A 23391-nucleotide genomic window follows, 5' to 3' on the forward strand; every position below is an offset into this window, starting at 1 on the left:
GAATAGCAATGAAATATCCCTCAAAACTTTTATATCCTCTAGATATAGATCCACGTAACTCGGAATTTGCCGGACCATATGAAATCGGATACGAACATCTATTTCAACTATTTCCCAATTTAGACCATCAGTTTGTACCACTCGAAGTAGGTGCTATGATTGAAAATGGTGGTATTTCTCATCTAGAACTGACAATTCTTGCAGTTCTCACACGTTGGCTCCAACCTAAGCGAATTCTTGAAATTGGAACTTTTCACGGTTGGACATCGCACAACTTAGCTCTTCAATTAGATGATGATGCACAGTTAGTTACTATCAACCTTCCAGATGGTCAACGACCTCGTCTAAACTCGGATGCATGGAATGCACGTTATTTTCCAGTAAGTGAGCCGCAGCTTCTTTTCGAAGGTCATGCAACGGCTAATCGAATTATACAAATTAAGGCAGATACAGCGAATCTTAATGCCAATGACTTCAGCGATAAGTTTGACCTCATTTTTATCGATGGCTCACATTCATTCGCTTATGTTGAAAATGACACTCAACTGGCTCTTTCTATTGCCAATGAGAAAGCTATTATCCTTTGGCATGATTATGGAAAACCTGCTCATTGGGCTGGAGTAACAGAGTATTTACACCGCTCATCTCGTGAAGGAAAGTTATGGCCACTTTATTGGCTTCATTATACAGATCTGCAAACAAGCCTTGTTCTTTACATTCGTGGGCTCAAATTCAGTAACATCAGTATGTTACCGCCCCAACCCTGACTATTCACAATCGTTACAATAGCATCTCAGTTAATTACCAATTTACTTGCGGTATATAGCCTGACAGCAAATTCAGTAAATTCCAAATTATTGGAGATTAAAGTAAAAACAACGGCTACAGCCCTTGTCAACAAGGGGTTAAATAGCTTTACTTAATCCTAATTTAGGATCTTGGAAGATGCGATAGCCCAAACTATTAAGTAGCTTTAATTTCCCATGAATTCTATTTTTTTATAAAATAAAGCATCAAACCTCTATTCAATCAAAGTTTCAAAATTTAGCTTTGATTATTGTTTTACGAGAGAAACAAAACAGGATTAAAAACGTTGACTTAGTAAAAACATTCAGTCACTAACTTGAATTCTTATTGTGCCAGAGCAACCAACACCTAAACCTTTTCGTAACCGTCAAAGATTACCAAATCAACGATGGCAAATTTACGCACAGAAAACAGAACTAGCGCAAAAGTTGGCTCAAGCAATGAATTTGTCGCCTATCATCAGCCAACTCATGATCAATCGTGGTATTCAAACGGTAGCAGAAGCGCAAATGTTCCTCAATCCAGAGATTGTCACTTTACCTTCTCCACTTGATGAATTTCCTGATTTGGCGATCAGTATAGAATTGTTGGAAAATGCGATCGCCTCCCAAGAAAAAATTGTCATTTGTGGCGACTACGACGCTGATGGGATGACAAGCACTGCTCTACTGTTGCGCAGTCTCCAGTGGTTAGGTGCTGATGTAAAGTATGATATCCCCAGTCGGATGCACGAGGGTTACGGGATTAATAAGCGCATTGTTGAACAATGTTACAGCGAAGGCGTAAGATTAATTCTCACTGTAGATAATGGCATCTCAGCATTGGAACCAATTGCTCTAGCTAGAGAACTTGGGTTAAAAGTTATTGTCACCGATCACCACGATATTCCCCCACAATTGCCATTGGCTAACGCCATCCTCAATCCCAAACTGATTCCAGAATCTTCTATTTACCGAGGTGTTGCTGGTGTTGGTGTTGCTTATATTCTAGCAGTATCCCTTGCAAAACAAATGGGACAGACTCAAGGTATAGTAAGTCAAATGCTGGAACTTTTTACACTAGGAACTATTGCAGATTTAGCTCCCTTGATTGGTGTGAACCGGCGTTGGGTGAAACGGGGTTTACAGCAGTTACCTAAATCCAAGTTAGCTGGAGTACAAGCGTTGATTCAAGTGGCTGGGGTGCAGGGAGTTGGGAAAGCAGGGGAAGCAGGGGAGCAGAGGAGCAGGGGAGCTCTTGAGCAGAGGAGCAAGGGAGATAAATTGGTTGGTTCGGTAGGGAATTCACGAGAGGTAAAATCGTTAAAGCCGGAGGATATTGGGTTTCGGCTTGGTCCCCGAATTAATGCGATTGGGCGTATTGGGAACCCCCAGACTGTGATAGAATTGCTGACTACGGATGATATGGGGATAGCGCTGGAAAGAGCAATGCAGTGCGAATCTATTAACCGACAGCGCCAAGAGATGTGTACGCAAATTGAACAAGAAGCGATCGCGATTGTGGAGGAATTGTACCTTAAATCTCTACAGCAAGACCGTGTTTTGGTTATTGTAGAACATAACTGGCATCACGGCGTTATTGGTATCGTCGCTTCTCGCTTAGTGGAACGCTACGGTGTCCCAGTGTTTATTGGTACTTACGAAACAACAGGTGAAACGGATACGTCATCGGTTAATGTTAGTCAACATGTTCGGGGTTCTGCACGAGGAATTCCAGAATTTGATGTGTTTGGGGCTTTGGAATATTGTCGCGATTTATTAGGTAAATTTGGGGGACATAAAGCCGCCGGTGGGTTTTCTCTTCCAGCAGAAAATCTATTAGCATTGCGATCGCGCCTAAGTGAGTTCGCTAACAAGTCACTTGAAGTGCAACACCTCAAACCACTGCTTAAAATCGATACCCAAGTAAGCTTAGACCAAATCAATCAAGAGCTTTATCAAAAGCTTAACGTCTTAGAACCTTGTGGAATTGACAACCCTGATCCTGTTTTTTGGACACCCAATGTCCAAGTCGCTGAACAGGAAATTGTTGGCAAGGCGCATCTAAAACTGACGGTTGCGCAAAGTATTGATAATCAGTGGTACAAAATTAAGGCGATCGCGTGGCGTTGGCGAGACTATTTTCCCCTTCCATCGCGAGTCGATATTGCTTACAAGCTTAGAGAAAATCACTTTAATGGTAACACCACTATCGAGTTAGAGTTGGTAGGTCTTAGGCTTCCAACTCAGTCACATCTGTTTTTTACTTCACCACCAACTCCATTGAAAACCACTTTCAAGCACAATGAGCGCCAATATACTTGTGGTATTTATCACAACGGTTCTTCCCCAGAATTGAGAATTAAAAATTCTGAAGGGAAAGTTTTAGCTGTTCAGCCAGGAGAAAGTATCGGTTTACTAGGAACCAATCGTGAGGACGCCAAACAAATTGATGTTTTTCTCCCTCAATACGACGGTATTATCCAGGCTGCGCTTCAAGCTTTAGAATCTATCAGGTGTTAGTTGTTATGTGTTGCTTGTTGTACTAACCAATAACCACTAACACCTCGCTGTATTAAAGATCTCCGTTGCGGAATGCGAGTACGAAAATGACAGCTGGACCAGCTAACATGATTAATGCAACAGAGACTAGCTGGAAAATAACTTCCCAATTGACGCTACCTAACGCTTCAAACATTTTTCCTCCCAATAGTCTTAAAAAATTAAATAACAGAAATGCCAAACTTAAAATTCATCATATCTGGCAATTGTCCGCAAAATTTAATTTACTTAACAAAATTATAAGAAAGAATACAAAGGGATTAATCTATGCTGACTTGGCAATGTGTAAAAAAATGTGGAGCCTGTTGTCATCTCGATCCAGCAGATCGTCCAGACTTGCATGAATATCTATCTAAAGAAGAATTAGAAATATTTTTAGGTATGGTAGGGGAAGGTGGATGGTGTGTGAATTTTGACCACGACTCGCGAGAGTGTCGCATCTACCCAAATCGCCCACGTTTTTGTCGGGTAGAAGCAGAGGTATTTCAGGATATGTACGGTATTCAACCTGAAGACTTAAATGATTTTGCGATCGAGTGCTGTCATCAGCAAATAGAGGGGGTCTATGGCGATCAAAGTCAAGAAATGCAGCACTTTGACAAAGCAGTTGGCTTGTAATTAGGGAGCTAATCGCTGTAGATGAGGTTTAACCAAGTTGAGATTGTCTTATCATAAAAAAGAACGATCCAGAATACAGAATTCATGCTGACTCCTGACTCCTGACTCCTGAATTCTTCTTCATAACTTGGTTTCTAAATTTTGTCACAAAATCCCATAGGGTATTTTAAATTACATATGACAAGCCGACTCAGCGAAACCAAACCCCAAACTGAACTGATCATAAAATGGGAAGCTCTACCTAAAGATTTTCAACTAGAGGATGAACCAGTGGAGAATACAAGTCAGCCCTTGTTGGCTGGTGCTTTGCGCGAAAGCTTAGAAATCAGTGGTTTCATCCAACCACAAATGTTAATCGCTTCTAACTTTGGAATATGTGCAACAGTCAATGAGCAATTGGTGATTAAAGTGCCAGACTGGGTTTATGTTCCATCAGTCAGGGAAGTTATCAGTAATCGCAAAAGTTACACACCAATTTTAGAAGGAGAAATCCCATTAATTGTCATAGAATTTCTCTCAGATATAGATGGAGGAGAATATTCAGTCAAACGTACCTACCCGCCAGGAAGATGGTTTTTTTATGAACAGATATTGCAAGTACCTATCTATATAATCTTTTCACCCGATGGGGGATTGTTGGAATATCACCAACTTGAAGGCGAACACTATAAATTAAAGCTACCAGACGAGAATGGTCGTCATTGGGTAGAGCGGATGGGCTTATATTTAGGAACATGGCAAGGAACAAAAGAAGGGAGGACTGGTTATTGGTTACGCTGGTGGGATAAGAGCGGTAATTTGTTACCTTGGGCTGTGGAACAAATTGAACAGGAACGTCAGGAGAAACAAAGGCTAATTGCCTATTTACAGTCTCAGGGTATTGACCCAAATAATCTACCACCATTTGAATAGAAAAAGATAATTAGATATACTTAAAGTCAAAGGATACTCCCCAAAGCCTAGCCTTGCGTAAATCGCTAATTAGCATGAACAACACCAGTGACTGCATTTAAATTAGCCAGGGATTATAAATCCCTGTCTAAAAGCTAAATTCCTCTATAAGAGGAATGGAAACCAATGTTTGATAGTTCAATCTTCGATACTTTTGTGGCGTTAATTCAGTATTTATATTTAAAGGTGCAAGATTTGAGGTGAGAAAAGCTGTGTTTCCACTCAATTAGGTCAGTTTTCCCAAAAGTGAGGAAATACCAGAAGGCTGGGGAAGATTTACCCCATAGTAATTAACAGCGTTCTGGTTTTTAACTGTGATAGTATTAATTATCTGAAGGTAAAAAATATGTACATTCAACTTAAGCCCGAACAAGAACAATTTATTCAAGCACAAATGGCAAGTGGTCGATATGAGAATGCTGACGATGTTATCAACGAAGCCTTTAAGTTATTAGAAGAAAGAGAAAAAAGGCTGTCAGAATTGCAGCAAAAAATTGCAGTGGGAACGGAACGAATTGCACAAGGACGAGTTATAGATGGTGAGATAGTTTTTGCTCGTTTGCAAGAAAAAATACGTAAGATTGCAGAGAAGTCTGATGCTTCAATATCATCAGCCATAAATTTTAATTAGGCGATCGCTATGATTCTATTCCCCGCACTTGCTATATACTTACCCGATTTAAACTTGATTTTGCGCTAACCAAGCTCCTAAATCAGCCAAGCTATTAAAATCAAGCAAAGCTTCTGCTAAATCATCCAACTGCGTTGATTCTAAAGCTTGAATTTTCAATACCTCTGCAGGTGGAACAGTTCCAACTTTATGACGAAGGAGTCGCATTACAATCGATAATGCTTTTTCTTACTGAATGTCTTGATAAATTACAGATTTGCGCATAGCATCCTCCAATAGGAGTATTTTAACGAATTCGCTTATCTTTAGCAAGAGTAGCTTTGGCATACCCTTGCAGTTGGGTAAGACGGTTTGGATCTCCCAGCGATTCCCATTCGCCCTTTTCAAAGGACTCAAGTATTTCTTTCTCCTCAACATCGAGTTTACTCATAGTCATTACCTCTTCGTAGGCACTGCTTGGTTACTTAATAAGAAGTAGATTGGTGTCAATAAGTCATCATTGGCTCGTAGTTGCACGTCGATTGCTACTATACGGGAAGGCTCCCCTCAGATCTTGCACCTTTAAATATAAATACTGAATTAACGCCACAAAAGTATCGAAGATTGAACTATCAAACATTGGTTTCCATTCCTCTTCTAGAGGAATTTAGCTTTTAGACAGGGATTTATAATCCCTGGCTAATTTAAATGCAGTCACCCAATCAGTATCGTCGCGGTAGCATTTATATTTACCATTTTATTGGTGCAAGATATGAGTCCCAGCACACTGGCTCACTTTAGTGCGCTTTAGCGCAACTACAAACCTTTCAATCTATTTTACAAAAGTTTACATAGTTTGTATTTTTCGCGAAACGGCTTTACTTATTGCTCATATTATGCTTACAGTGGCAATCGCCCAACAACAAAGAGTTGCAATTTGTTAAAAAAACTGAGAAAATGAGAAGAATATGAAAACAACTTAGTAACAGAACTACTGCCTGTGAAACTTGATTATGCACCTTTGAGCCTTACTGGTAACTATCAGTCTGAGAGCAAGCCAGAACTAAAAGACGATATTGACTCGAATTTAACTCTTGAAGAGGCTGCTGATCTCAACGAGCAACCTTCCCTAGATCTCTCTTCAACAACTGAGCGTCCTCAAAAGCAGCAATCAGCAGCAGTAGTCTTTGTAACTACGTTTTGCACTATTTTTCTAGCTGAGATTGGTGACAAGACTCAACTGTCAACCTTATTAATGAGTGCAGAATCCCATTCTCCTTGGGTAGTTTTTCTAGGATCTGCTGCTGCGCTTGTAACCACCAGCTTTTTAGGTGTGGTTTTAGGAAATTGGATAGCTAGCCGTCTGTCTCCTAAGATTGTGGAAAAAGCAGCAGGGACGGTATTGCTGTTGATCTCTGTACTGCTGTTTTGCGATGTATTCCTCGGTTAACGGACTCTAAAATATTATGGACTGGCATCTTTTAGGATTAAGCTTTATTACAGTTTTTTTATCAGAATTAGGTGACAAAAGTCAGTTAGCGGCGATCGCGCTTTCTAGTCGTTGTCAATCTACCCCCCGCGCTGTGTTCTTAGGTACAGCTTGCGCATTACTTTTGACTAGCTTATTAGGTGCTTTGGCTGGGGGAGTCGTTGCAGAATTTTTCCCAACAAGGTTATTGAAGGCGATCGCAGCAATTGGATTTGCTGTTCTTGCTATACGCTTACTGTTTCTTAATGAAAGCGATTAGTTGATATGATCTAACTTTATGTATGAATTCTCATAATCTACCATTGCCTGCTGGCAATTCCAATTCAGCACTCTGTCAAGCAATTGCACACATTATTGCTCAAAGTCCTCAACAGCGAATTACCTTTGCGCAATACATGGATACAGTGCTGTATCATCCGGTTCATGGTTACTATTCCACAAAGGCAGTTAACCTAGGAAAACAGGGTGATTTTTTCACTTCTGTGCATCTTGGTGCTGACTTTGGTGAGCTGCTAGCAGTGCAATTTGTCCAAATGTGGGAAATTTTAGGAAAACCCAGCCAATTTTCTTTGGTGGAAATGGGTGCTGGACAAGGATTGTTAGCACTCGACATTCTGAACTTTATTGAGCAGAAGCATCCATTTTTTTTCAAAGCAGTTGATTATATTATTGCTGAAAAGTCAAATGCTTTAAGACAAGAACAACAGGAACGCTTACGAAAATATCCTGTACGCTGGTGCAACCTTGAGGAGATACCAAACCAATCAATAACTGGTTGCTTTTTTTCTAATGAATTGGTGGACGCTTTGCCAGTTCATCAGTTTATTCTACAACAACGATACTTGCAAGAAGTGTATGTAACCACTCGGCATGAATCTTCTGTGCCTACGAGCAAGGAAGCAGCAAGTGAAGTTGAATCATCTAAGCAAGTTACACAACCTCTAAGAACTGAATTTGTAGAGGTTATCGGAGAACTCTCTACGAATGAAATAACTCAATATTTCGATTTGATTGAAGTCAAGTTTGATCCAAATACTTATCCAGATGGTTACCGCAGTGAAGTGAATTTAGCAGCTTTACATTGGTTAAGTACGGTAACAGAGCGCTTACAACGTGGTTATATATTAACAATAGATTATGGCTATCCTGCTAATCGCTTCTACAATCCCAGGCGATCGCAAGGAACACTACAGTGCTATTACCAGCATCAGCGCCACAATAACCCCTATGTTAATATTGGGCAACAAGATATAACCGCCCATATTGATTTTACTGCTTTGGAGAGATGGGGTGAGCGTTGCGGATTAGATAATATTGGCTTTACTCAACAAGGATTGTTTTTAATGGCGTTGGGTTTAGGCGATCGCATCGCAAAACTCTCCCATAAAGAGCAGCCATTATCTGACGTACTGCGTCGCCGAGATGCACTACACCAACTCTTAGATCCGATGGGACTAGGAGGCTTTGGTGTGCTTGTTCAAAGTAAAGGTCTAACTAATATAGAAGGTACACAACCCTTAAAAGGGCTTATTGTACCAGAGCAGATTTAAACGTTCAGATTTTCTATTTAAGTCCAGATTAGCTAACATAGCAGCAGTGATCATAATCAAAAAAATAGAAGGCTAATAACTATGTCTGCTCATGACTTTTTGATGCTAATTACCTTACTAACGCCCGGTATTTTACTTTCTGTATTGATTATGGCTTCTTTTGCAGCAGGCGGTTGATACAGCTAATTTGCAGCTATATTCTACAGGACTGAAACGTAAAATTATTGTAGTGCGGGCCCGAAAGCCCGCGTCCCATGCAAAAATTCAACAAGGAGTCAAAATTCTGACTCCTGACTCCTGAATTCTGAATTCTTACTAACTAAAACCCATTTTGCCTTATGGCTTACTCTTTCTCTGCCTATTTCCTACTAAATTAGTAAAGAGATCGCTCTATTAAGGGAAGGTAAACAATGAAGGTGGCATTTCTAGGAACTGGACTAATGGGAGTGCCGATGGCTCAAAGGTTATTAGCAGCAAATATACCGCTAATTGCTTATAACCGTACTCCAGAAAAACTAGAACCGCTAAAAGCGGCTGGTGCTGAAACAGTGGAACGTCCTCACCAAGCAATTCGCGCTGCTGACTGTATCATATTGATGCTAACTAATGCTATGGCTATTTATCATGTGCTACTTTCAGATGGGTCGTCGTCAAATCTGGTAGGACGCACTGTGATCCAAATGGGGACAATTACGCCTACAGAAAGTAAAGAAATTAGAAATGCAGTAGTTACTGCTGGTGCGCAGTATATAGAAGCACCTGTGCTAGGCAGCATTCCAGAAGCAGAGGCTGGTAAACTAACTGTTATGGTGGGTGCGTACCCCGAACAATATCAACGCTATTTAAATTTATTAAAAAATTTCGGTCCAGATCCTATATATGTAGGTCCTGTAGGAACTGCTGCTGCACTAAAATTAGCCTTAAATCAACTTATTGCTTCTTTGACAACTAGCTTTGCACTGAGTCTAGGTTTTGTTCAGCGTCAGGGTATTGATGTAGATTTGTTTATGCAAATCTTGAGAGAGAGCGCTCTTTATGCACCAACTTTTGATAAAAAGTTGCAACGGATGCTAGATGGTAATTATGGTAATCCTAACTTTCCAACGAAACACTTGATGAAAGATACTGATTTGTTTATTACTGAAGCCAAATCAGTGGATTTAAATGTCAGTAGTATTGAGGGGGTACAGCAAGTTTTGGAAGCGGCGATTAAAATGTCGTTGGCAAATGCCGATTATTCGTCACTCTTCTGTGCAATCAATTCAGACTCAATGAGTTTAGAGGAGTAGCGCCGCTGCGCGAAAGTCAAGCATTCAAAAGTCAAAAGTCAAAAGTGTTATAAATCAAGGCTGATGGCTGTTTGAGATGGTTGGTTTATTTACGCTGTGCCGTAGTAGTTTATTAACTTTGTAGTGCGGATAGTATGCGATCGCTTATAGTCCAACGGTTAGAATCAGGTTTAATCCAACGCTTCTCATCAGGGTTGTAATCACGCTGATTAGTGAGTACTTGCTGCAAGTCTTTCTTTTGTTCATCATTAAGCTGAGGTATCATTTTATGCGCAGCTCGCAACGCACTAGTTTGTTCAAATGCTGTTTGAGAATAATTGATAATGTGTAGAACTGACTCAAAATAAATCGGATCTCCAGACCACTCTGTAATGGAAAGTCCCTGCAATCGCTTCCCTTGATCGCTTGATTGCAGAAAGTCAAGAACCTCTTTTGCAGAAAAATCGACTTTTGGGGCTAAAGCACGCAATCGTCCAGTTATAGACTCCATTTCAAATGTACGCTGTGGACTAGAAGGCATCAACCTTCTCACTTCCTTATAACGTTCAGCTAAACGCTCCATTTGCTGTCGAATCTCAGATCCAGAAAAACGAGATGCATATACTTTTTGACATTCGTGACGGACTTTGCGTACCTCCTGTTGCTGTGTTAGGGGAGCTACATCTTCTCCCTGCTTAGTCTGCTCAATAAGAAACCCTAGAGAATCAGAACTTAAGGATTGTAATATAGGTACCACACTTGAGTTAGTAATTTCTACCCCAGGTGTCTTGAGCGCTCCTCCAGATAAAGCGAAAATCTTTAACACAGATGGTAACCAAGTCAGTGCCAGAAAAATTGCTGTTGTATTCGTTACCTGAAATTTTATCGAGAGTTGTTTGTCTTTGCTGATTTGAAATGTACTGAGGACTATAAAAATAGTGGTAATAATTAACCAATTTCTCGGAAGAACCACAATCTGTTTTAGTACCCATTCAACTGCTTCCGGGAAAATCTTACCGTTCTGTGCTTTTGTATCTAATTTAGTATCCATAGCTTAACTTCTATATATAAAGTAGTCAGGAGACAGAATTCAGGAGTCAGAATGATTATTGGTTTAAAACCTTGTCTACTCCTTACCGAAACAGAGGTTGAATATATCTATAAAACGCCATCCCCGTATGGGTTGCGTATTCTGACTCCTGACTCCTGAATTCTGAATTCTATTTATTGGCTTTAGCATAAGTACGAGTCATTTTTTGAAAATCATGTAAATTCGTAAGTTCTGACCATTCAGGAAAAATCACTCTGATGTTATTATCCTTTGCAGCCCTGAGAATATAACTCCGCAGATGAGGAGATCCTAATGGAAATGTATCTTCTGGTAAACAGGTGAGGAGATGTTGAGCACGCTCATAAAATGAGATTGCTTCTTCATTATTATGAGCATTTCGGTAAATAATTCCCTGAACTTCGGTGTATGTTTCTTGTTGCTCATAAAAATAGCGTGACCAAACTTGAGTAACAGGACGTTTCTCCGACTTTGCTAGGGACGCTTCGTTTGCACCAGCTAGCATTGCACCGCTATCTCGGATATCGAGTAATTTTAAGTCAGTTTTAGGAGTAAGGATAGCAAACTGGTACTCATGTGTAATTTGTGCAGCTTCTGGTGTATCGCCAAAAACTTCAACAAGACAACTAGAAAATTTAGGTGCAACGTAAGATATTCCGCGTTCTGAGTCTTCACATGGCTCACAATTGAGTGGCTCATAGTCAACACCAGGAGGATTTCCTCGATGATGGTCGAAACGAGAATGTGGACCCCAAAAACGAAAAGAAACAGCAGTAGGACAATATTTGAGACGAAAAATTTTATAAAGTTTTGTACTCTGGTTTATAGTATAAAATTGAGGATTAGCATGGTTAGGGGTAGAATGTGAGGGCAAAATGATTCTTACCAATTTGTTCACTCCTAAATCTGATTGACTGACAAAATTTTGATACTTAGGAGCATTCCAGAAAATAAATTACCCGATGTAGTACGGCTATGAAAGCCCGCTTAGCGAGCAAGACGCTCGCAACAGAGGGGATATTTTTTCGTAGAAAACGCCTTAACAGTTTTAGATTTGTTAAGAGTTAGTTAATATTAAGCTAACAGCCTTGTCATTAGCTAGCTTCACAGCGTACCTAAGTAATTCCGGAAAAATTTGCCTTACTTTCAAGAAGTAGCAGTATTTCTTCGTAAAATTTTCTCGCTCAAGCAGTTTGGCTATATAATTCCCACAGATTTTGCTTCATTAAGTACCTCATCTTTCTGGTTATTTTTTAAGGCTTGTAGAGGACTAAGTCCATTGAATGCTCGGTTTGGTTGAGTTAACCAACTAATCTTTGAGAAATTGGGAACGTCGAGAGCCTTTAAGACGTCTGGTAATCCAGCAACTACACCATCGGGACCTTTAGGATCAAATTGCCAACACGGAAACTTCCACACGCCATTATCTTGAATCGCAACTAAGCTGTTCTTTTTCAGGCGATCATGAGGTGTTTGGCGACTTTTCGTATTTAGGAGTTTTGCTACTTCACTCGCTGTTAATGAGTTTCTGAGTAATTCTTGTCTCCATTCAAAGAAGTTTTTGAAGGCAGAATTTTCTAATTCTCGTCGCTCTTGATCATCGATTGGCTCGACACCAAGTTTTGCTGCTAACTCAGTTTCCACCTGAGACATCTGACGTCGATTAACCATTTGATCAATTTGATCAACCAAGTCTCTAATCTCATCAGATTTTAAACGGTTGAGTACTTGAACAGCTTTTGCTATGAGTTCAAGTCTCTGCTGAGTTACAGGCTTTGTATTAGAAGTGTGTATTTTTTTTGTTACTGGCTCTGTAAAAGGAGCATCTATTGTTAAAGTAATCGCAGTCATATTCTTACCTTGGTTAACATTACTATCTATTTTTACTTGAGGGTCATAGTACATAATTACTATTTTGGACATGTTTTGGTTGACTGTAAGAGATGTCCAATTCCTCTTTCCTCTAGATTCGCACTCTCTTGTATGAATTTCGGTAAGATTAGGGCTTATTTTTTGTATGATATAGGTATAAGATATGTATGACTTTTGAGAGCTTCTACATGATAATCTGTAGAGGTACTACTAAGGTGATTTACACCGAATAAATATACCACCGCCGTTGGTTTCGACTTCGCTCAACCAACTGAGGGATCGTGAGTTGAGCGAAGTCGAAACTCGCACTCCCCAGGTATTTTCTTTCTCGCAAATCACCTAAAGTCAGGTAACAACTGTCGTTGAGATTAGACAAGCAACTGAAAATGACTGGGCGATCGCTCCAAGCATCTGTTGAAGGTATTACAAAAGCAAAAGCTGCACTCATCCGTTATTCACTCACCCAGACAGAGTTAGCAGCAGGGCTCAGTATTACCCGTCAACCAGTCAGCAAATTTTTCCAAGGTAAACCAGTTGATCGCCAAATTTTTGTCTTAATCTGTGAAAGGCTTAACTTAGACTGGGATGAAATCGTCGCTTCATCATCTCTCCCAAATGCAAACCATACAGCAAGTAGTAGTCAAATTGATAACGCGGTTCAGAGTGTACGCGCAACAATCTACAAAAGTACTCTAATGCGTTGTAGCCCGATCCGGGTGTTGGATATGAACAAGCCAGTAAATCTCAAGGATATCTACACTAATGTCAATGTATTGGATAAAATCGCTGGACGACGGCGCAAGGAAATAGATGAATTAGTACAAGATCCAACAAGGGAGTGTTCTGGACTATTAATATCTGGACTGGAAGCAGTTGAGAAATATCCCAAGTTAATAATTTTGGGAAAACTAGGAGCCGGTAAAACTACGTTTTTAAGGTATCTAGCAATTCAATGCCTTCAAGGTGAGTTTCATTCTCATCGAGTACCAGTTTTTGTTTCCTTAAAAGACTTTGCTGAGGCTGTAAATAATCCAGGGTTATTAGAGTATATCTCCATTTTTGTGGTCAATGGCGAGCAAGATAAGGACTCGACTGACGTTTCAGTAACAAAACAATTATTAAGTCATGGTAGAACGCTGATTTTACTTGATGGATTGGATGAAGTTAGAAACGAGGACACCCACCGGGTATTCAAGGAGATTCGAGAGTTTTCTGACCGTTTTCCAGATAATCACTTTATTATCACTTCTCGCATTGCAGCAGTAGAATATAATTTTGAGTCTTTCACTGAAGTGGAAGTTGCTGGTTTTGATGAGCAGCAGATTGCTGATTTTGCAGCTAAATGGTATCGCTCAAAAACAACAATTAACTTTTTGCAAAAGCTGGCAGAAAATCAATTACTTAAAGAACTGGCGACTAACCCTCTACTACTTGTCCTCCTGTGCTTAGTATTTGAGGAAAGAAACGATTTTCCTGTTAATCTTGCAGAACTTTATAAAGAAGTACTGGATGTGTTACTGAAGAAATGGGATGCGAAGCGGTGTATACAAAGAAACCAAGCATATCAAGGACTTTCTGGTGAGAGGAAGGAAGACTTGCTGAGCGAGATTGCTTGGAGTACTTTTGTGAAAGGCGATCGCTTCTTCAAACAAAAAGTCCTAGAGCAGCAAATTAGGGACTATATTGATAATCTTCCTGATGCCAACACTGATCCACAAGCACTGCAAATCGATACTGAAGCTATTTTAAAATCTATTGAAGCGCACCACAGTTTACTCATTGAGCAAGCAAAAGGGATTTACTCCTTTCCTTTTATTGCTTTACATGAATATCTTGTTGCCCGAAAAATTGTTTCCTCTAGATCTTCCCAAGCTGAAAAAGCTTTGGAAAACCTAGCTACTCATATTACTGAAAACCGCTGGCAGAATGTATTTTCGCTTACATTAGAAATGTTACCAAACCCAGATTATTTGTTGCAGTTAACCAATTCGCGACATTCCCCACCTTCTAAGTAGAGTAAGGATGAATAGCAGCAAATAAAGAAGCCACCCTCGCACGCAATACTGTCTACTTTTACCAAAAACTTTCGTTGATAAACTACACTACCAATACTGCACGGGTTTTGGAAAATTGTAGGTTGGGTAGAGCGCATAAGCGTTACCCAACAAATGCCGATAAATGTTGGGTTTCGTTCCTCAACCCAACCTACATTAGATTTAAGTTTTTGGCAAAACCCGTGCAGTATTGACTAGACTACAGATTAAAAAAGGTTCTTGGTTGCGCTGTCTTCGCCATAAATCAGGATGTGTAGTCAAAACAATTCAAAATTCAAAATAAGGCAAATAACAATGGTAAACGATGAACAAAAGCCGTCTCCAGAAGAAAAATCGTTAAATAATCAAGCTTCTTATTCTGAAAAAACTCACAGACTTCTTGCAGTGAGTCAGTTTCTTAAATCAATCAGCCCTATAATTTGGACAGTAGTTATTTTGATTGTTGTAGTTAGTGTATGGGGCAGAATTTCTATTGGCAGTATAGGAGGAAAGTATATTTCTAAACCATCTAGCGATACAACACATGGACGAGTGGTAATTACCGTTCCATCAGTTCCTCCTCAAATCAATCGTGACGTCATACTTGCTCTTAAGAATGCACGTGCTAGTTCTGAAAAGTATGCGTCTGAAAAACTAGATGAATGGATGAATCGATTGAAAGAGCGTGTCGATAACGACTTCTTAAATTGGTACTTTAATTACTTTACTCAACTGGATCTTGGATTTCAAGCTATGATCACGGACTTTTCGTCAGCGATCGCTCGTAGTTTCAATCCAAATCAGCCAACGGCACAAGAACAAAAAGCACAGAAGATCACTGAGGAATTTCAAAGAGAATTCACAAGGCGTGTATTAAAACCAGAAATAGCACAAATTAAATTAGAACGGTTTACTCGGGAGACTATAAATACTTATGTCTCTAAACTGAGTGAACAACTAGCAGGAATCCAAAGCGAATATAAAATTCCTCAAGCTGACTGGGAGCGATACCTCAGCGGAGTGTCAACAACCATCCTGGATAGTACAGGTAATAACCAAGATCTCTCACTAAGAGTATTATCACGCGGAACAGAATATTTAGTTGCCTTACCTTTAAGTAAAGCTACAGTAAAACTGGGCAGCGGACTAGCTACCAAATTTGCAGAAACTGCAGCAACAAAAGCAGGTGCCAAGATTACTGCAAAAATATCAACTAAAGCTGCTGGTAAGGTTGCAACTGAATTTTCGCTTCCTACTCTTTCAACTATAGGATTAGAGTTAATAGATCCTTTAGCTGCTGTGGGTATCCTTGCTTGGGATATATGGGATAACTACCATACTGCTCAGATAGAAAGACCAAAAATGCGCGAAGCTATCTTAGAGTATTTAGATGAAATGAAGCAGGTGCTATTGTACAATCCTCATGACAGCATTATGTCAACAATTTATAGTTTTGAAGGAAGCCTAATTGACAAACTAGCAGAGAATAAAGTTAATAATAATCCTGTATCAGCTCAGCCGTAACGCAGCGTCTAAAGTCAAGGTACACCTTCAATTGCTAATAACTTGTGACAGTTATGGGTGCGGAATATGGGTTATAATCCAATACATTTAAGTTAAAGAAGTTCCGTAGGTTGGGTTGATTCATATCTTGCACCAATAAAATGATAAATATAAATGCTACCGCGACGATACTGATTGTGTGACTGCATTTAAATTAGCCAGGGATTATAAATCCCTGTCTAAAAGCTAAATTCCTCTATAAGAGGAATGGAAACGAATGTTTGATAGTTCAATCTTCGATACTTTTGTGGCGTTAATTCAGTATTTATATTGAAAGGTGCAAGATTTGAGTTAACTGAACCGTATTGGGTTATAATCAACAAAAAAACTTCACTGGAGGGACTATCCTCCTCTTGATTGAACTGTTAATTTTTATGAAAAAAATATAAGAATTTTGTTGTATGACTGTTAGCCAATCTTACCCCTATCTTTCACCAGAAGAATACCTGGAGAGTGAAAAATCTAGCCCAATTAAACATGAATATATCCAAGGGCAGATTTATGCAATGGTAGGGGCAAGTGATGCTCATGTAACAATTACAGCTAACTTAGTTACCCTGTTGAGGAATCACATTCGCGGAACTGGTTGTCGTGTTTACGTTTCTGACATGAAAGCACGCATCGAATCTCTGAATCTTTTTTACTACCCTGATATCATGGTGACTTGTGATCAACGAGATACAAATTTTGAATATTTCAAACGCTATCCCAGCTTAATTATTGAAGTTCTATCACCCTCCACCGAAGCTTTAGACAGAGGTGATAAATTTAGTGACTATCAAGAATTAGAAACGTTGCAAGAATATGTTTTAATCAGTCAAAACCGTCAGCGTGTTGATTCTTTCCGGCGCAATGCACAAAACAGATGGGAGCTTTATAGTTATAGGGGAAATCAAGAATTACACTTTACCAGCTTGAATTTTTCTTGTTCTCTAACCGATGTTTATGAGGATGTATCCCTAAGCGAAACTTTTAACCGTTAATTTAATGAATACCCACCCATCTTTTAAACCTCCAACTCACCCAAAACTAAAACCCGCAACTTTGTCACCCGCTTTAAAGCTACATCATTTGTTAAAAAAGCCTCACAACCAGCAGCAATAGCTGTTGCCAGCTGTAAAGCACCCGGCAACTTCAACCCATAACTGATCCGTAAATCAGCTGCTTGTTGTCCAATTGCTGCATCAATATTCACGAATAAAATCCCCTCCGTTCCCGTCAACAAATCCATAAATCTCTGCTGCACTTCTATCTGCCTCAACCGCATAGGTAAAGTTACACATTCCGCCAATGTTACAGGAGACACCACACCAACTATATGCCCTTGTCCTATCAAAGTAAATATCTCCCGTACTACCTCAGCAAAAGCAGGTACAGCTTCCACATAATAAATTACAGGAGAAGTATCCAAGAAAACTTTAGTCCATCCTCTAAAGCATCATTAAGTTTCATTGAGGCTGTTTCCATGCTTCGCGCTCTTCCCACTCATCCCGTATCTGAGAAACCCATTGTTGAGCATCTTCACCCTCTAGCAAATTGGGAGCTATCCCATAAAAATCAGTCACCTTATGCTTAGGCTTTTGAGTTACTGCAACAGAATCAACAGACTGCTTAATCTGCTTTACCAAATGCTCTAATACCTGCATTTGTTCAACTAAATTTAATTGATCGATTTCATTTAAAACCCGCTCAATTGAAAGGCTCATTATTTTTCTCGCTATCTAAAATCCGCTTATTTCAAGCCTGATCGCTCTACTAAAGAAAGGTTAACAATGAAGGTGGCATTTCTATAATATTCCAATAAGCAGGGATGCTCCAGTTCACGAGAGGCTTGCTCACTTCACAGGACAACTCATTGGAGTACTACTAGAAGTAGTCTTAGATACAGAGGAAATAAGAGTGACTTCGCCTTTATCATTGAACACCCAACCAGTAGCAGGCACAATTTCTATTGGTTTAGGTTTAATTTTAGCAGCGCGAGTCTTGGGCGGACGTTGCTGTGCTGTGGTTACTGGTAGACGAGTGTCCGACCAAATCGCATCAGAACTCAGCGTTTCGTAAGGGTTGGGTGGTAAACCACCGCGTCCAGTGACAGCAAAGTTACTACCACCATTAGCTTCATCAAAAGCCGCGCAGCTAGAGGAGACTAGCTTAGGAGTATTTTCGCTGACTGTGGGTAGGGTAATCAAACCTTTGCTGGGGTCAACATCAGGTGTGTTGATTTGCACCGCCCCGCTTAACTCCGGGTTTTGCTGAGAAACGGCAGTGATGTTATTTGTTGGTAGTTGACGCGGATCTACATCAGATGGACGTAGCTTTTTTAAGTCTTGCAAACTCAAGGGCGCTATGTTAAAAATGCCAGCAGCATTAATCGTGATTCTTCCACCACTCCCACTGAATGCATTGGCTGTGATGTCAGTATTTTCGCCACGAACAGCAATCACAAAAGGGGTATTGATGGTGATGTTACCGCCATTGCCTTTAGATTGAGTTGTTCCCGCAGTTGTAGAAATGCTGCTGTTACGACGCAAAAGTAAATAGTCTGCGGCTTTTAAGTTAATATTTCCACCATCACCAGAGCTAGTTGATGCGGTAATAGTACCTTGATTATCTAGTTTGATAGAACGAGCATTAATGTTAATGTCTCCAGCCTTGCCTATACCGACAAACCCTTGTTCTGCACCAACTTGAGTAGATATTCCGCTAACAGAACCATCAGAACTTATGCCATCAACAGAAAATGTACCACCAGCATTAACTGTGACATTTCCTGCGTTTCCCATTCCAACAGTATCAGATCTAATTTGAGCGCCATTCGTTAAAGTAATATCACCAGTTGTATTAATTTGGAAATTGCCTGCATTTCCTTTGCCAATAGTTGGGGTAAATAATCGAGACTTATCAGACAAGGAGAAATTACGCCCGGAAATTTCAATATTTCCGCCACTACCAACTGCATTTTGTCCGACAGTACTATTCAGGGAACTTTGTTGCGAAATAAAAACATTCCCTCCGGCATGAATTGTGATATTGCCTGCATTTCCTCGTGTGTCGGTGGAAGTTTCTATAGAAGCATTATTTTTGAGGGTGAAATCATCGATTGTACTAATCGAAATGTTGCCTGCGTTGCCTACAGCACCACTTAGAGGTGTGCCACTTAAGAATGCACCATCGGATAACAAAAAACTACGTGATCGGATCTCAATATCACCGGCGTTACCCATCCCTGGACTTAATATGCCGCTAGCAACCCCACTAGTTGTATTTTCACCACGTCCGGAAATAGAAACAGCACCCCCTGAGCGAATTGTTATCTTACCAGCATTTCCTTCACCTTGCGAGAAACCACTTACAAAAGCACCCTTGCGGATAGAAACATCATTCGCTGTATTGATTAATATATTGCCAGCAGAACCTTTCCCACCAAGGTTATTAGCAGTAACTTGAGACTCATCGGTTAAAGAAAAGGAACCAGCTTGAATATTAATATTTCCAGCATTGCCCACCGCTCCTTTTGCCACATTACTCAAAATGTAACTACTTGCTAGAGAAACACCATTAGATGCTTGTATAGATATGCTCCCTGCATTCCCCTGGCCAAAAGTGCTGGAGTTTAGTCGAGCAGCATTACTCAGTTCAAAAGAGCCAGCTTTAACATTGATGTTGCCCCCATTACCAGTTGCACCCATCTCCACATTGCTAAAAATTGCACTAGATAGTTGACTATTTACCCCAGTAATAGTCAACTTACCTGAAACATCAAGATTGACATTCCCTGCATCACCGCGTCCAGCCTGAAAATTTCCATCAGCTTTGTTTACAGAAGTTTGTAATTGAGCACCTTCAGTCAGGGAGAGTGACCCGGCTTTGATATTAATATCACCACCATGACCAACACCTCCACTTTGCACAGTGCTGAAAATATCACCGTTAGCAAGGGAAACAGCATTAGATGTTTGTATAGATATTCTCCCTGCATTGCCCTGCCCAGAAGTGCTGGAATCGAGTTGAGCACCATTACTCAGTTCAAAGGAGCCTGATTTAACATTGATGTTACCCGCACTACCAGTTGCACCCGTCCCTACATTGCTAAAAATTGCAGTTGGAAATCCATTATTTACCCCAGTAATAGTAACTTTACCTAAAACCTCAAGATTCACATTCCCTGCATTGCCCTGCCCAGAAGTGCTGGAATCGAGTTGAGCACCATTACTTAGTTCTAAAGATCCTGATTTAACATTGATGTTACCCGCACTACCAGTTGCACCCGTCCCTACATTGCTAAAAATTGCACTAGGAAGCCCAGTAATAGTAACTTTACCTGAAACATCAAGGTTGAGATTCCCTGCATCACCGCGTCCAGCCTGAAGATTTCCATCAGCTTTGTTTACAGAGGTTTGCAATTGAGCACCTTCAGTCAGGGTTAGTGATCCAGCTTTGATATTAATATCACCACCACGACCAATACCCCCACTATCTACATTGCTGAAGATGGTTGTGTTTTTTCCTGCAAGGGAAACAGCATTAGATGCTTGTATAGAGACACTCCCTGCATTCCCCTGCCCAAAAGTGCTAGAGCTTAGTCGAGCACCATCACTCAGTTCAAAAGAGCCAGCTTTAATGTTAATGTTACCCCCATTACCGATTGCATCCGTCTCCACGCGGCTAAAAATTGCACTAGGAAGTTCATTATTCACCCCTGTAATAGTAACTTTACCTGAAACATCAAGATTGACATTCCCTGCATCTCCACGTCCGGCTCGAAGATTTCCATCAGCTTTGTTTACAGAGGTTTGCAATTGAGCACCTTCAGTCAGGGTGAGTGATCCAGCTTTGATATTAATATCACCACCATGACCAATACCCCCACTTTCTACATTGCTGAGGATGCCTGTGTTTTTCCCAGCAAGGGAAACAGCATTAGATGCTTGTATGGAGACATTCCCTGCATTTCCCTGCCCAAAAGTGCTAGAGCTTAGTTGAGCACCATTACTGAGTTCAAAGGAGCCAGCTTTAACATTGATGTTGCCCGCGTTACCAGTTGCATCCGTTCCCACATCGCTAAAAATGGCACTAGAGAGTCCATTATTTACCCCAGTAATAGAGACTTTACCTGAAACATCAAGATTGACATTCCCCGCATCACCACGTCCAGCCTGAAGAGTTCCATCAGCTTTTTTTACAGAAGTTTGTAATTGAGCGCCTTCAGTCAGGGTAAGTGATCCAGCTTTGATATTAATATCCCCACCACGGCCAATACCCCCACTTTCTACATTGCTAAAGATATCACCGTTAGCAAAGGTAACGGAGTTTGCTTGGATAGATATACTCCCTGCATTTCCCTGCCCAAAAGTGGTAGAACTCAGTGCAGCACCATTACTTAAGCGTAGCGACTCCGTTGTGATGCTAATATCACCAGTTTTTCCAGAGGACTGTTCTAACAAAGAATTGCTAATAAAACTTTGTTCAGTCAAATTTGTGGTGCCTGTTGCGTTAATTTCAACATTTCCGCCTCGGCTATCTGCCGTACCCAACCCGCTCTCAATTCCCGCTCGCAGTTTACTTTGTCCTGCCAAGTTCAAGTTTCGCGCTTGAATTTTGATATCCCCACCATTCGCACCACGAACGTTGAGTTCTGCTCCATTGTTGAGAGATACATCTGCACGTTCTACACCATTAGGAACAACCGAAGTGAGGCTATTCCCGACAATATTTAATCCCACATTTCCTGGTGCGGCTAATCCAGTAAGTTCAATGTTGCCACCATAAGCTCGCAGTCCACCGCCATCAATGTTGATATTTCCACCAACTAACAGTAAACTTTTCCCATCAGGAACTCTCAACCCTGTGACATTTTGATTTGTAAGATCCTGCTGTGCGGGTGCAATTGATTGATTGGTAATCACCCCTGGATTAGTTTGAGTGAATAACAATGCTGAAGGGTTGATTGTCAATAGCGGTGTTGGTGTATTAGGGGTGGAGGCGCTAAAAATTCCCAGGTTGCCAAATTGAATGGCGTTAGCTGTAGAACCAACAAACGAACCACCCACATTTAACTGAGCATTACGCCCAAACACAATCCCGCTAGGATTGAGAAAAAACAAATTCGCAACACCATTAGCACGAATTATCCCGTCAATATTTGAGACGGTTCCTCCTGTTACCCGGCTAATAATATTTTGAATATCCAAGCCATTGTTAAAATAAGCCGTACCGCCAGTCTGGACAGAAAATGTTTGGAAACTGTGGAATAAGTTGCGTCCGGCTTGTGTTCCGCCAGTAATATTAAAGGTGCTGCCATTGATTGTGACACTAGAATTATTTGGTAAAGTTGTATCTGGTGTAATCTGAGCTACGGCACAATGGGCGGTCAATACGCAAGCACTACCAAAAATAATTCCCAATAACTTACGCCCACGACGGCAACTGGTCTGGATTTGCAACATTCCACTCTTCCTAAAAATCTTCCTAACGCAGAATCAGTCTTGAGTAAACCATGATTCCAGTGTTAGTCAATAGAGTGTTTTGTGCTATCTGTCATTTCTTTTACAAAACTTCATCAAAACTTTTTATTTCATCTCGGGCTAATCACTCACGCTTAAAAGTCAAGCGATCGCTTGGCTAGTAAAGATTGACGAAGTTTTGTACAAGTATTTATGCTTACTGAGAAGGGCGATCGCGCTAAACTTGATATTAACCACTAGCAAGCTTTAAAATCTCTATTTATCTTCCTTCCACTGCCTCATCAAAAATTTTGATTTGTTGTGGAGTCAAATCGTTGAGAGTTCCGGAAACGGCTTCTAAAACTAAAAGTTTATCAATTCTACGTATCAATTCATCATCACGGATAGCTCTAAATTCTTCAGGCGAAAACTCACCAAAAAGATTCACTAAGTGTTCAATCCTTTCCTGTTTTTTTAATCTCACCATGTACAAGCTACTACCTTTAAATAAATTCTCCACAATGGGTGAGATACGGTTGGTGAGTTCTTGGATATAATTCGCAACTTCTTGCATAATT

21 protein-coding genes and 1 pseudogene are annotated in these 23391 nt (G+C 40.4%); 12 read left to right on the forward strand and 10 right to left on the reverse strand.

Going from position 1 to position 23391, the window contains the following annotated elements; genetic code table 11:
- The first annotated feature begins 8 nt into the window (after positions 1-8).
- The gene (locus G4P69_RS03515) at positions 9-767 is read left to right on the forward strand and encodes a class I SAM-dependent methyltransferase (RefSeq protein ID WP_208341465.1); all 759 of its coding nucleotides are present in this window, start codon (positions 9-11) and stop codon (positions 765-767) included.
- Between the two features lie 369 nt (positions 768-1136).
- On the forward strand, positions 1137-3308 hold the full coding sequence (locus tag G4P69_RS03520) for a single-stranded-DNA-specific exonuclease RecJ (protein ID WP_310834058.1): 2172 nt from the start codon (positions 1137-1139) through the stop codon (positions 3306-3308).
- Positions 3309-3360: 52 nt separating this feature from the next.
- Here the strand turns inward: G4P69_RS03520 and psb30 are convergent, their stop codons facing one another.
- Entirely contained in the window at positions 3361-3483 is a 123-nt protein-coding gene (gene psb30 / locus G4P69_RS03525) for a photosystem II reaction center protein Ycf12/Psb30 (protein ID WP_208341466.1), read from the reverse strand.
- Positions 3484-3614: 131 nt separating this feature from the next.
- Between psb30 and G4P69_RS03530 the strand changes: the two genes are divergently transcribed.
- The 3 genes from G4P69_RS03530 to G4P69_RS03540 all read left to right on the forward strand — a co-directional run bounded on the left by G4P69_RS03530 (position 3615) and on the right by G4P69_RS03540 (position 5547).
- Entirely contained in the window at positions 3615-3965 is a 351-nt protein-coding gene (locus G4P69_RS03530) for a YkgJ family cysteine cluster protein (RefSeq protein WP_208341467.1), read from the forward strand.
- Between the two features lie 177 nt (positions 3966-4142).
- Positions 4143-4877: a PDDEXK family nuclease gene (locus G4P69_RS03535; protein WP_208341468.1), complete on the forward strand. Its 735-nt coding sequence runs from the start codon at positions 4143-4145 to the stop codon at positions 4875-4877.
- A gap of 385 nt (positions 4878-5262) precedes the next feature.
- Positions 5263-5547 (forward strand): type II toxin-antitoxin system ParD family antitoxin, encoded by a 285-nt coding sequence (locus G4P69_RS03540; RefSeq protein WP_208341469.1) that lies wholly within the window; start codon positions 5263-5265, stop codon positions 5545-5547.
- A gap of 48 nt (positions 5548-5595) precedes the next feature.
- Here G4P69_RS03540 and G4P69_RS38980 read toward each other — a convergent pair.
- Together G4P69_RS38980 and G4P69_RS38985 are read right to left on the reverse strand one after the other, a co-directional pair.
- A pseudogene (locus G4P69_RS38980) lies at positions 5596-5763 on the reverse strand (DUF4351 domain-containing protein); the annotation flags it as partial.
- A gap of 70 nt (positions 5764-5833) precedes the next feature.
- Positions 5834-5977, reverse strand: coding sequence for a hypothetical protein (locus G4P69_RS38985; protein WP_243902361.1), 144 nt, complete (start codon positions 5975-5977; stop codon positions 5834-5836).
- A gap of 549 nt (positions 5978-6526) precedes the next feature.
- Between G4P69_RS38985 and G4P69_RS03550 the strand changes: the two genes are divergently transcribed.
- The 4 genes from G4P69_RS03550 to G4P69_RS03565 all read left to right on the forward strand — a co-directional run bounded on the left by G4P69_RS03550 (position 6527) and on the right by G4P69_RS03565 (position 9854).
- A complete protein-coding gene (locus G4P69_RS03550; protein WP_208341470.1) occupies positions 6527-6976 on the forward strand; it encodes a TMEM165/GDT1 family protein in 450 nt (149 codons plus the stop codon).
- A 16-nt stretch (positions 6977-6992) separates the two neighbouring features.
- Positions 6993-7274, forward strand: a complete 282-nt coding sequence (locus tag G4P69_RS03555; RefSeq protein WP_208341471.1) for a TMEM165/GDT1 family protein — start codon at positions 6993-6995, stop codon at positions 7272-7274.
- 22 nt (positions 7275-7296) lie between these two features.
- A complete protein-coding gene (locus tag G4P69_RS03560; RefSeq protein ID WP_208341472.1) occupies positions 7297-8565 on the forward strand; it encodes a class I SAM-dependent methyltransferase in 1269 nt (422 codons plus the stop codon).
- A gap of 410 nt (positions 8566-8975) precedes the next feature.
- Complete coding sequence (locus G4P69_RS03565) at positions 8976-9854, forward strand: NAD(P)-dependent oxidoreductase (RefSeq protein WP_208341473.1); 879 nt, start codon at positions 8976-8978, stop codon at positions 9852-9854.
- Positions 9855-9966: 112 nt separating this feature from the next.
- Here G4P69_RS03565 and G4P69_RS03570 read toward each other — a convergent pair whose 3' ends face one another.
- From G4P69_RS03570 to G4P69_RS03580, 3 genes are all read right to left on the reverse strand, one after another.
- Entirely contained in the window at positions 9967-10884 is a 918-nt protein-coding gene (locus G4P69_RS03570) for a hypothetical protein (protein ID WP_208341474.1), read from the reverse strand.
- A 169-nt stretch (positions 10885-11053) separates the two neighbouring features.
- A complete protein-coding gene (locus G4P69_RS03575; protein WP_208341475.1) occupies positions 11054-11800 on the reverse strand; it encodes an RES domain-containing protein in 747 nt (248 codons plus the stop codon).
- Between the two features lie 299 nt (positions 11801-12099).
- The gene (locus G4P69_RS03580; RefSeq protein WP_243902878.1) at positions 12100-12825 is read right to left on the reverse strand and encodes a hypothetical protein; all 726 of its coding nucleotides are present in this window, start codon (positions 12823-12825) and stop codon (positions 12100-12102) included.
- Between the two features lie 311 nt (positions 12826-13136).
- Between G4P69_RS03580 and G4P69_RS03585 the strand changes: the two genes are divergently transcribed.
- The 3 genes from G4P69_RS03585 (at position 13137) to G4P69_RS03595 (ending at position 17353) form a co-directional block, all read left to right on the forward strand.
- On the forward strand, positions 13137-14789 hold the full coding sequence (locus tag G4P69_RS03585) for an NACHT domain-containing protein (protein ID WP_243902364.1): 1653 nt from the start codon (positions 13137-13139) through the stop codon (positions 14787-14789).
- A 333-nt stretch (positions 14790-15122) separates the two neighbouring features.
- Positions 15123-16331 (forward strand): hypothetical protein, encoded by a 1209-nt coding sequence (locus tag G4P69_RS03590; protein WP_208341476.1) that lies wholly within the window; start codon positions 15123-15125, stop codon positions 16329-16331.
- A gap of 440 nt (positions 16332-16771) precedes the next feature.
- The gene (locus G4P69_RS03595; RefSeq protein WP_208341477.1) at positions 16772-17353 is read left to right on the forward strand and encodes a Uma2 family endonuclease; all 582 of its coding nucleotides are present in this window, start codon (positions 16772-16774) and stop codon (positions 17351-17353) included.
- A 23-nt stretch (positions 17354-17376) separates the two neighbouring features.
- On the opposite strand, the gene G4P69_RS03600 is transcribed toward G4P69_RS03595, so the two are convergent.
- The 4 genes from G4P69_RS03600 to G4P69_RS03615 all read right to left on the reverse strand — a co-directional run bounded on the left by G4P69_RS03600 (position 17377) and on the right by G4P69_RS03615 (position 23387).
- Positions 17377-17781: a type II toxin-antitoxin system VapC family toxin gene (locus tag G4P69_RS03600; RefSeq protein ID WP_208341478.1), complete on the reverse strand. Its 405-nt coding sequence runs from the start codon at positions 17779-17781 to the stop codon at positions 17377-17379.
- Positions 17782-17818: 37 nt separating this feature from the next.
- Positions 17819-18076 carry a hypothetical protein gene (locus G4P69_RS03605; RefSeq protein ID WP_208341479.1) on the reverse strand — a complete coding sequence of 86 codons (258 nt, stop codon included), beginning with the start codon at positions 18074-18076 and terminating at the stop codon, positions 17819-17821.
- Between the two features lie 129 nt (positions 18077-18205).
- Positions 18206-22816, reverse strand: coding sequence for a beta strand repeat-containing protein (locus G4P69_RS03610; RefSeq protein ID WP_208348496.1), 4611 nt, complete (start codon positions 22814-22816; stop codon positions 18206-18208).
- Positions 22817-23093: 277 nt separating this feature from the next.
- Positions 23094-23387 (reverse strand): hypothetical protein, encoded by a 294-nt coding sequence (locus G4P69_RS03615; protein ID WP_208345756.1) that lies wholly within the window; start codon positions 23385-23387, stop codon positions 23094-23096.
- Positions 23388-23391: the final 4 nt, after the last annotated feature.

This window comes from Aetokthonos hydrillicola CCALA 1050 (assembly GCF_017591665.1).
In the GTDB taxonomy this organism is placed as follows: domain Bacteria; phylum Cyanobacteriota; class Cyanobacteriia; order Cyanobacteriales; family Nostocaceae; genus Aetokthonos; species Aetokthonos hydrillicola.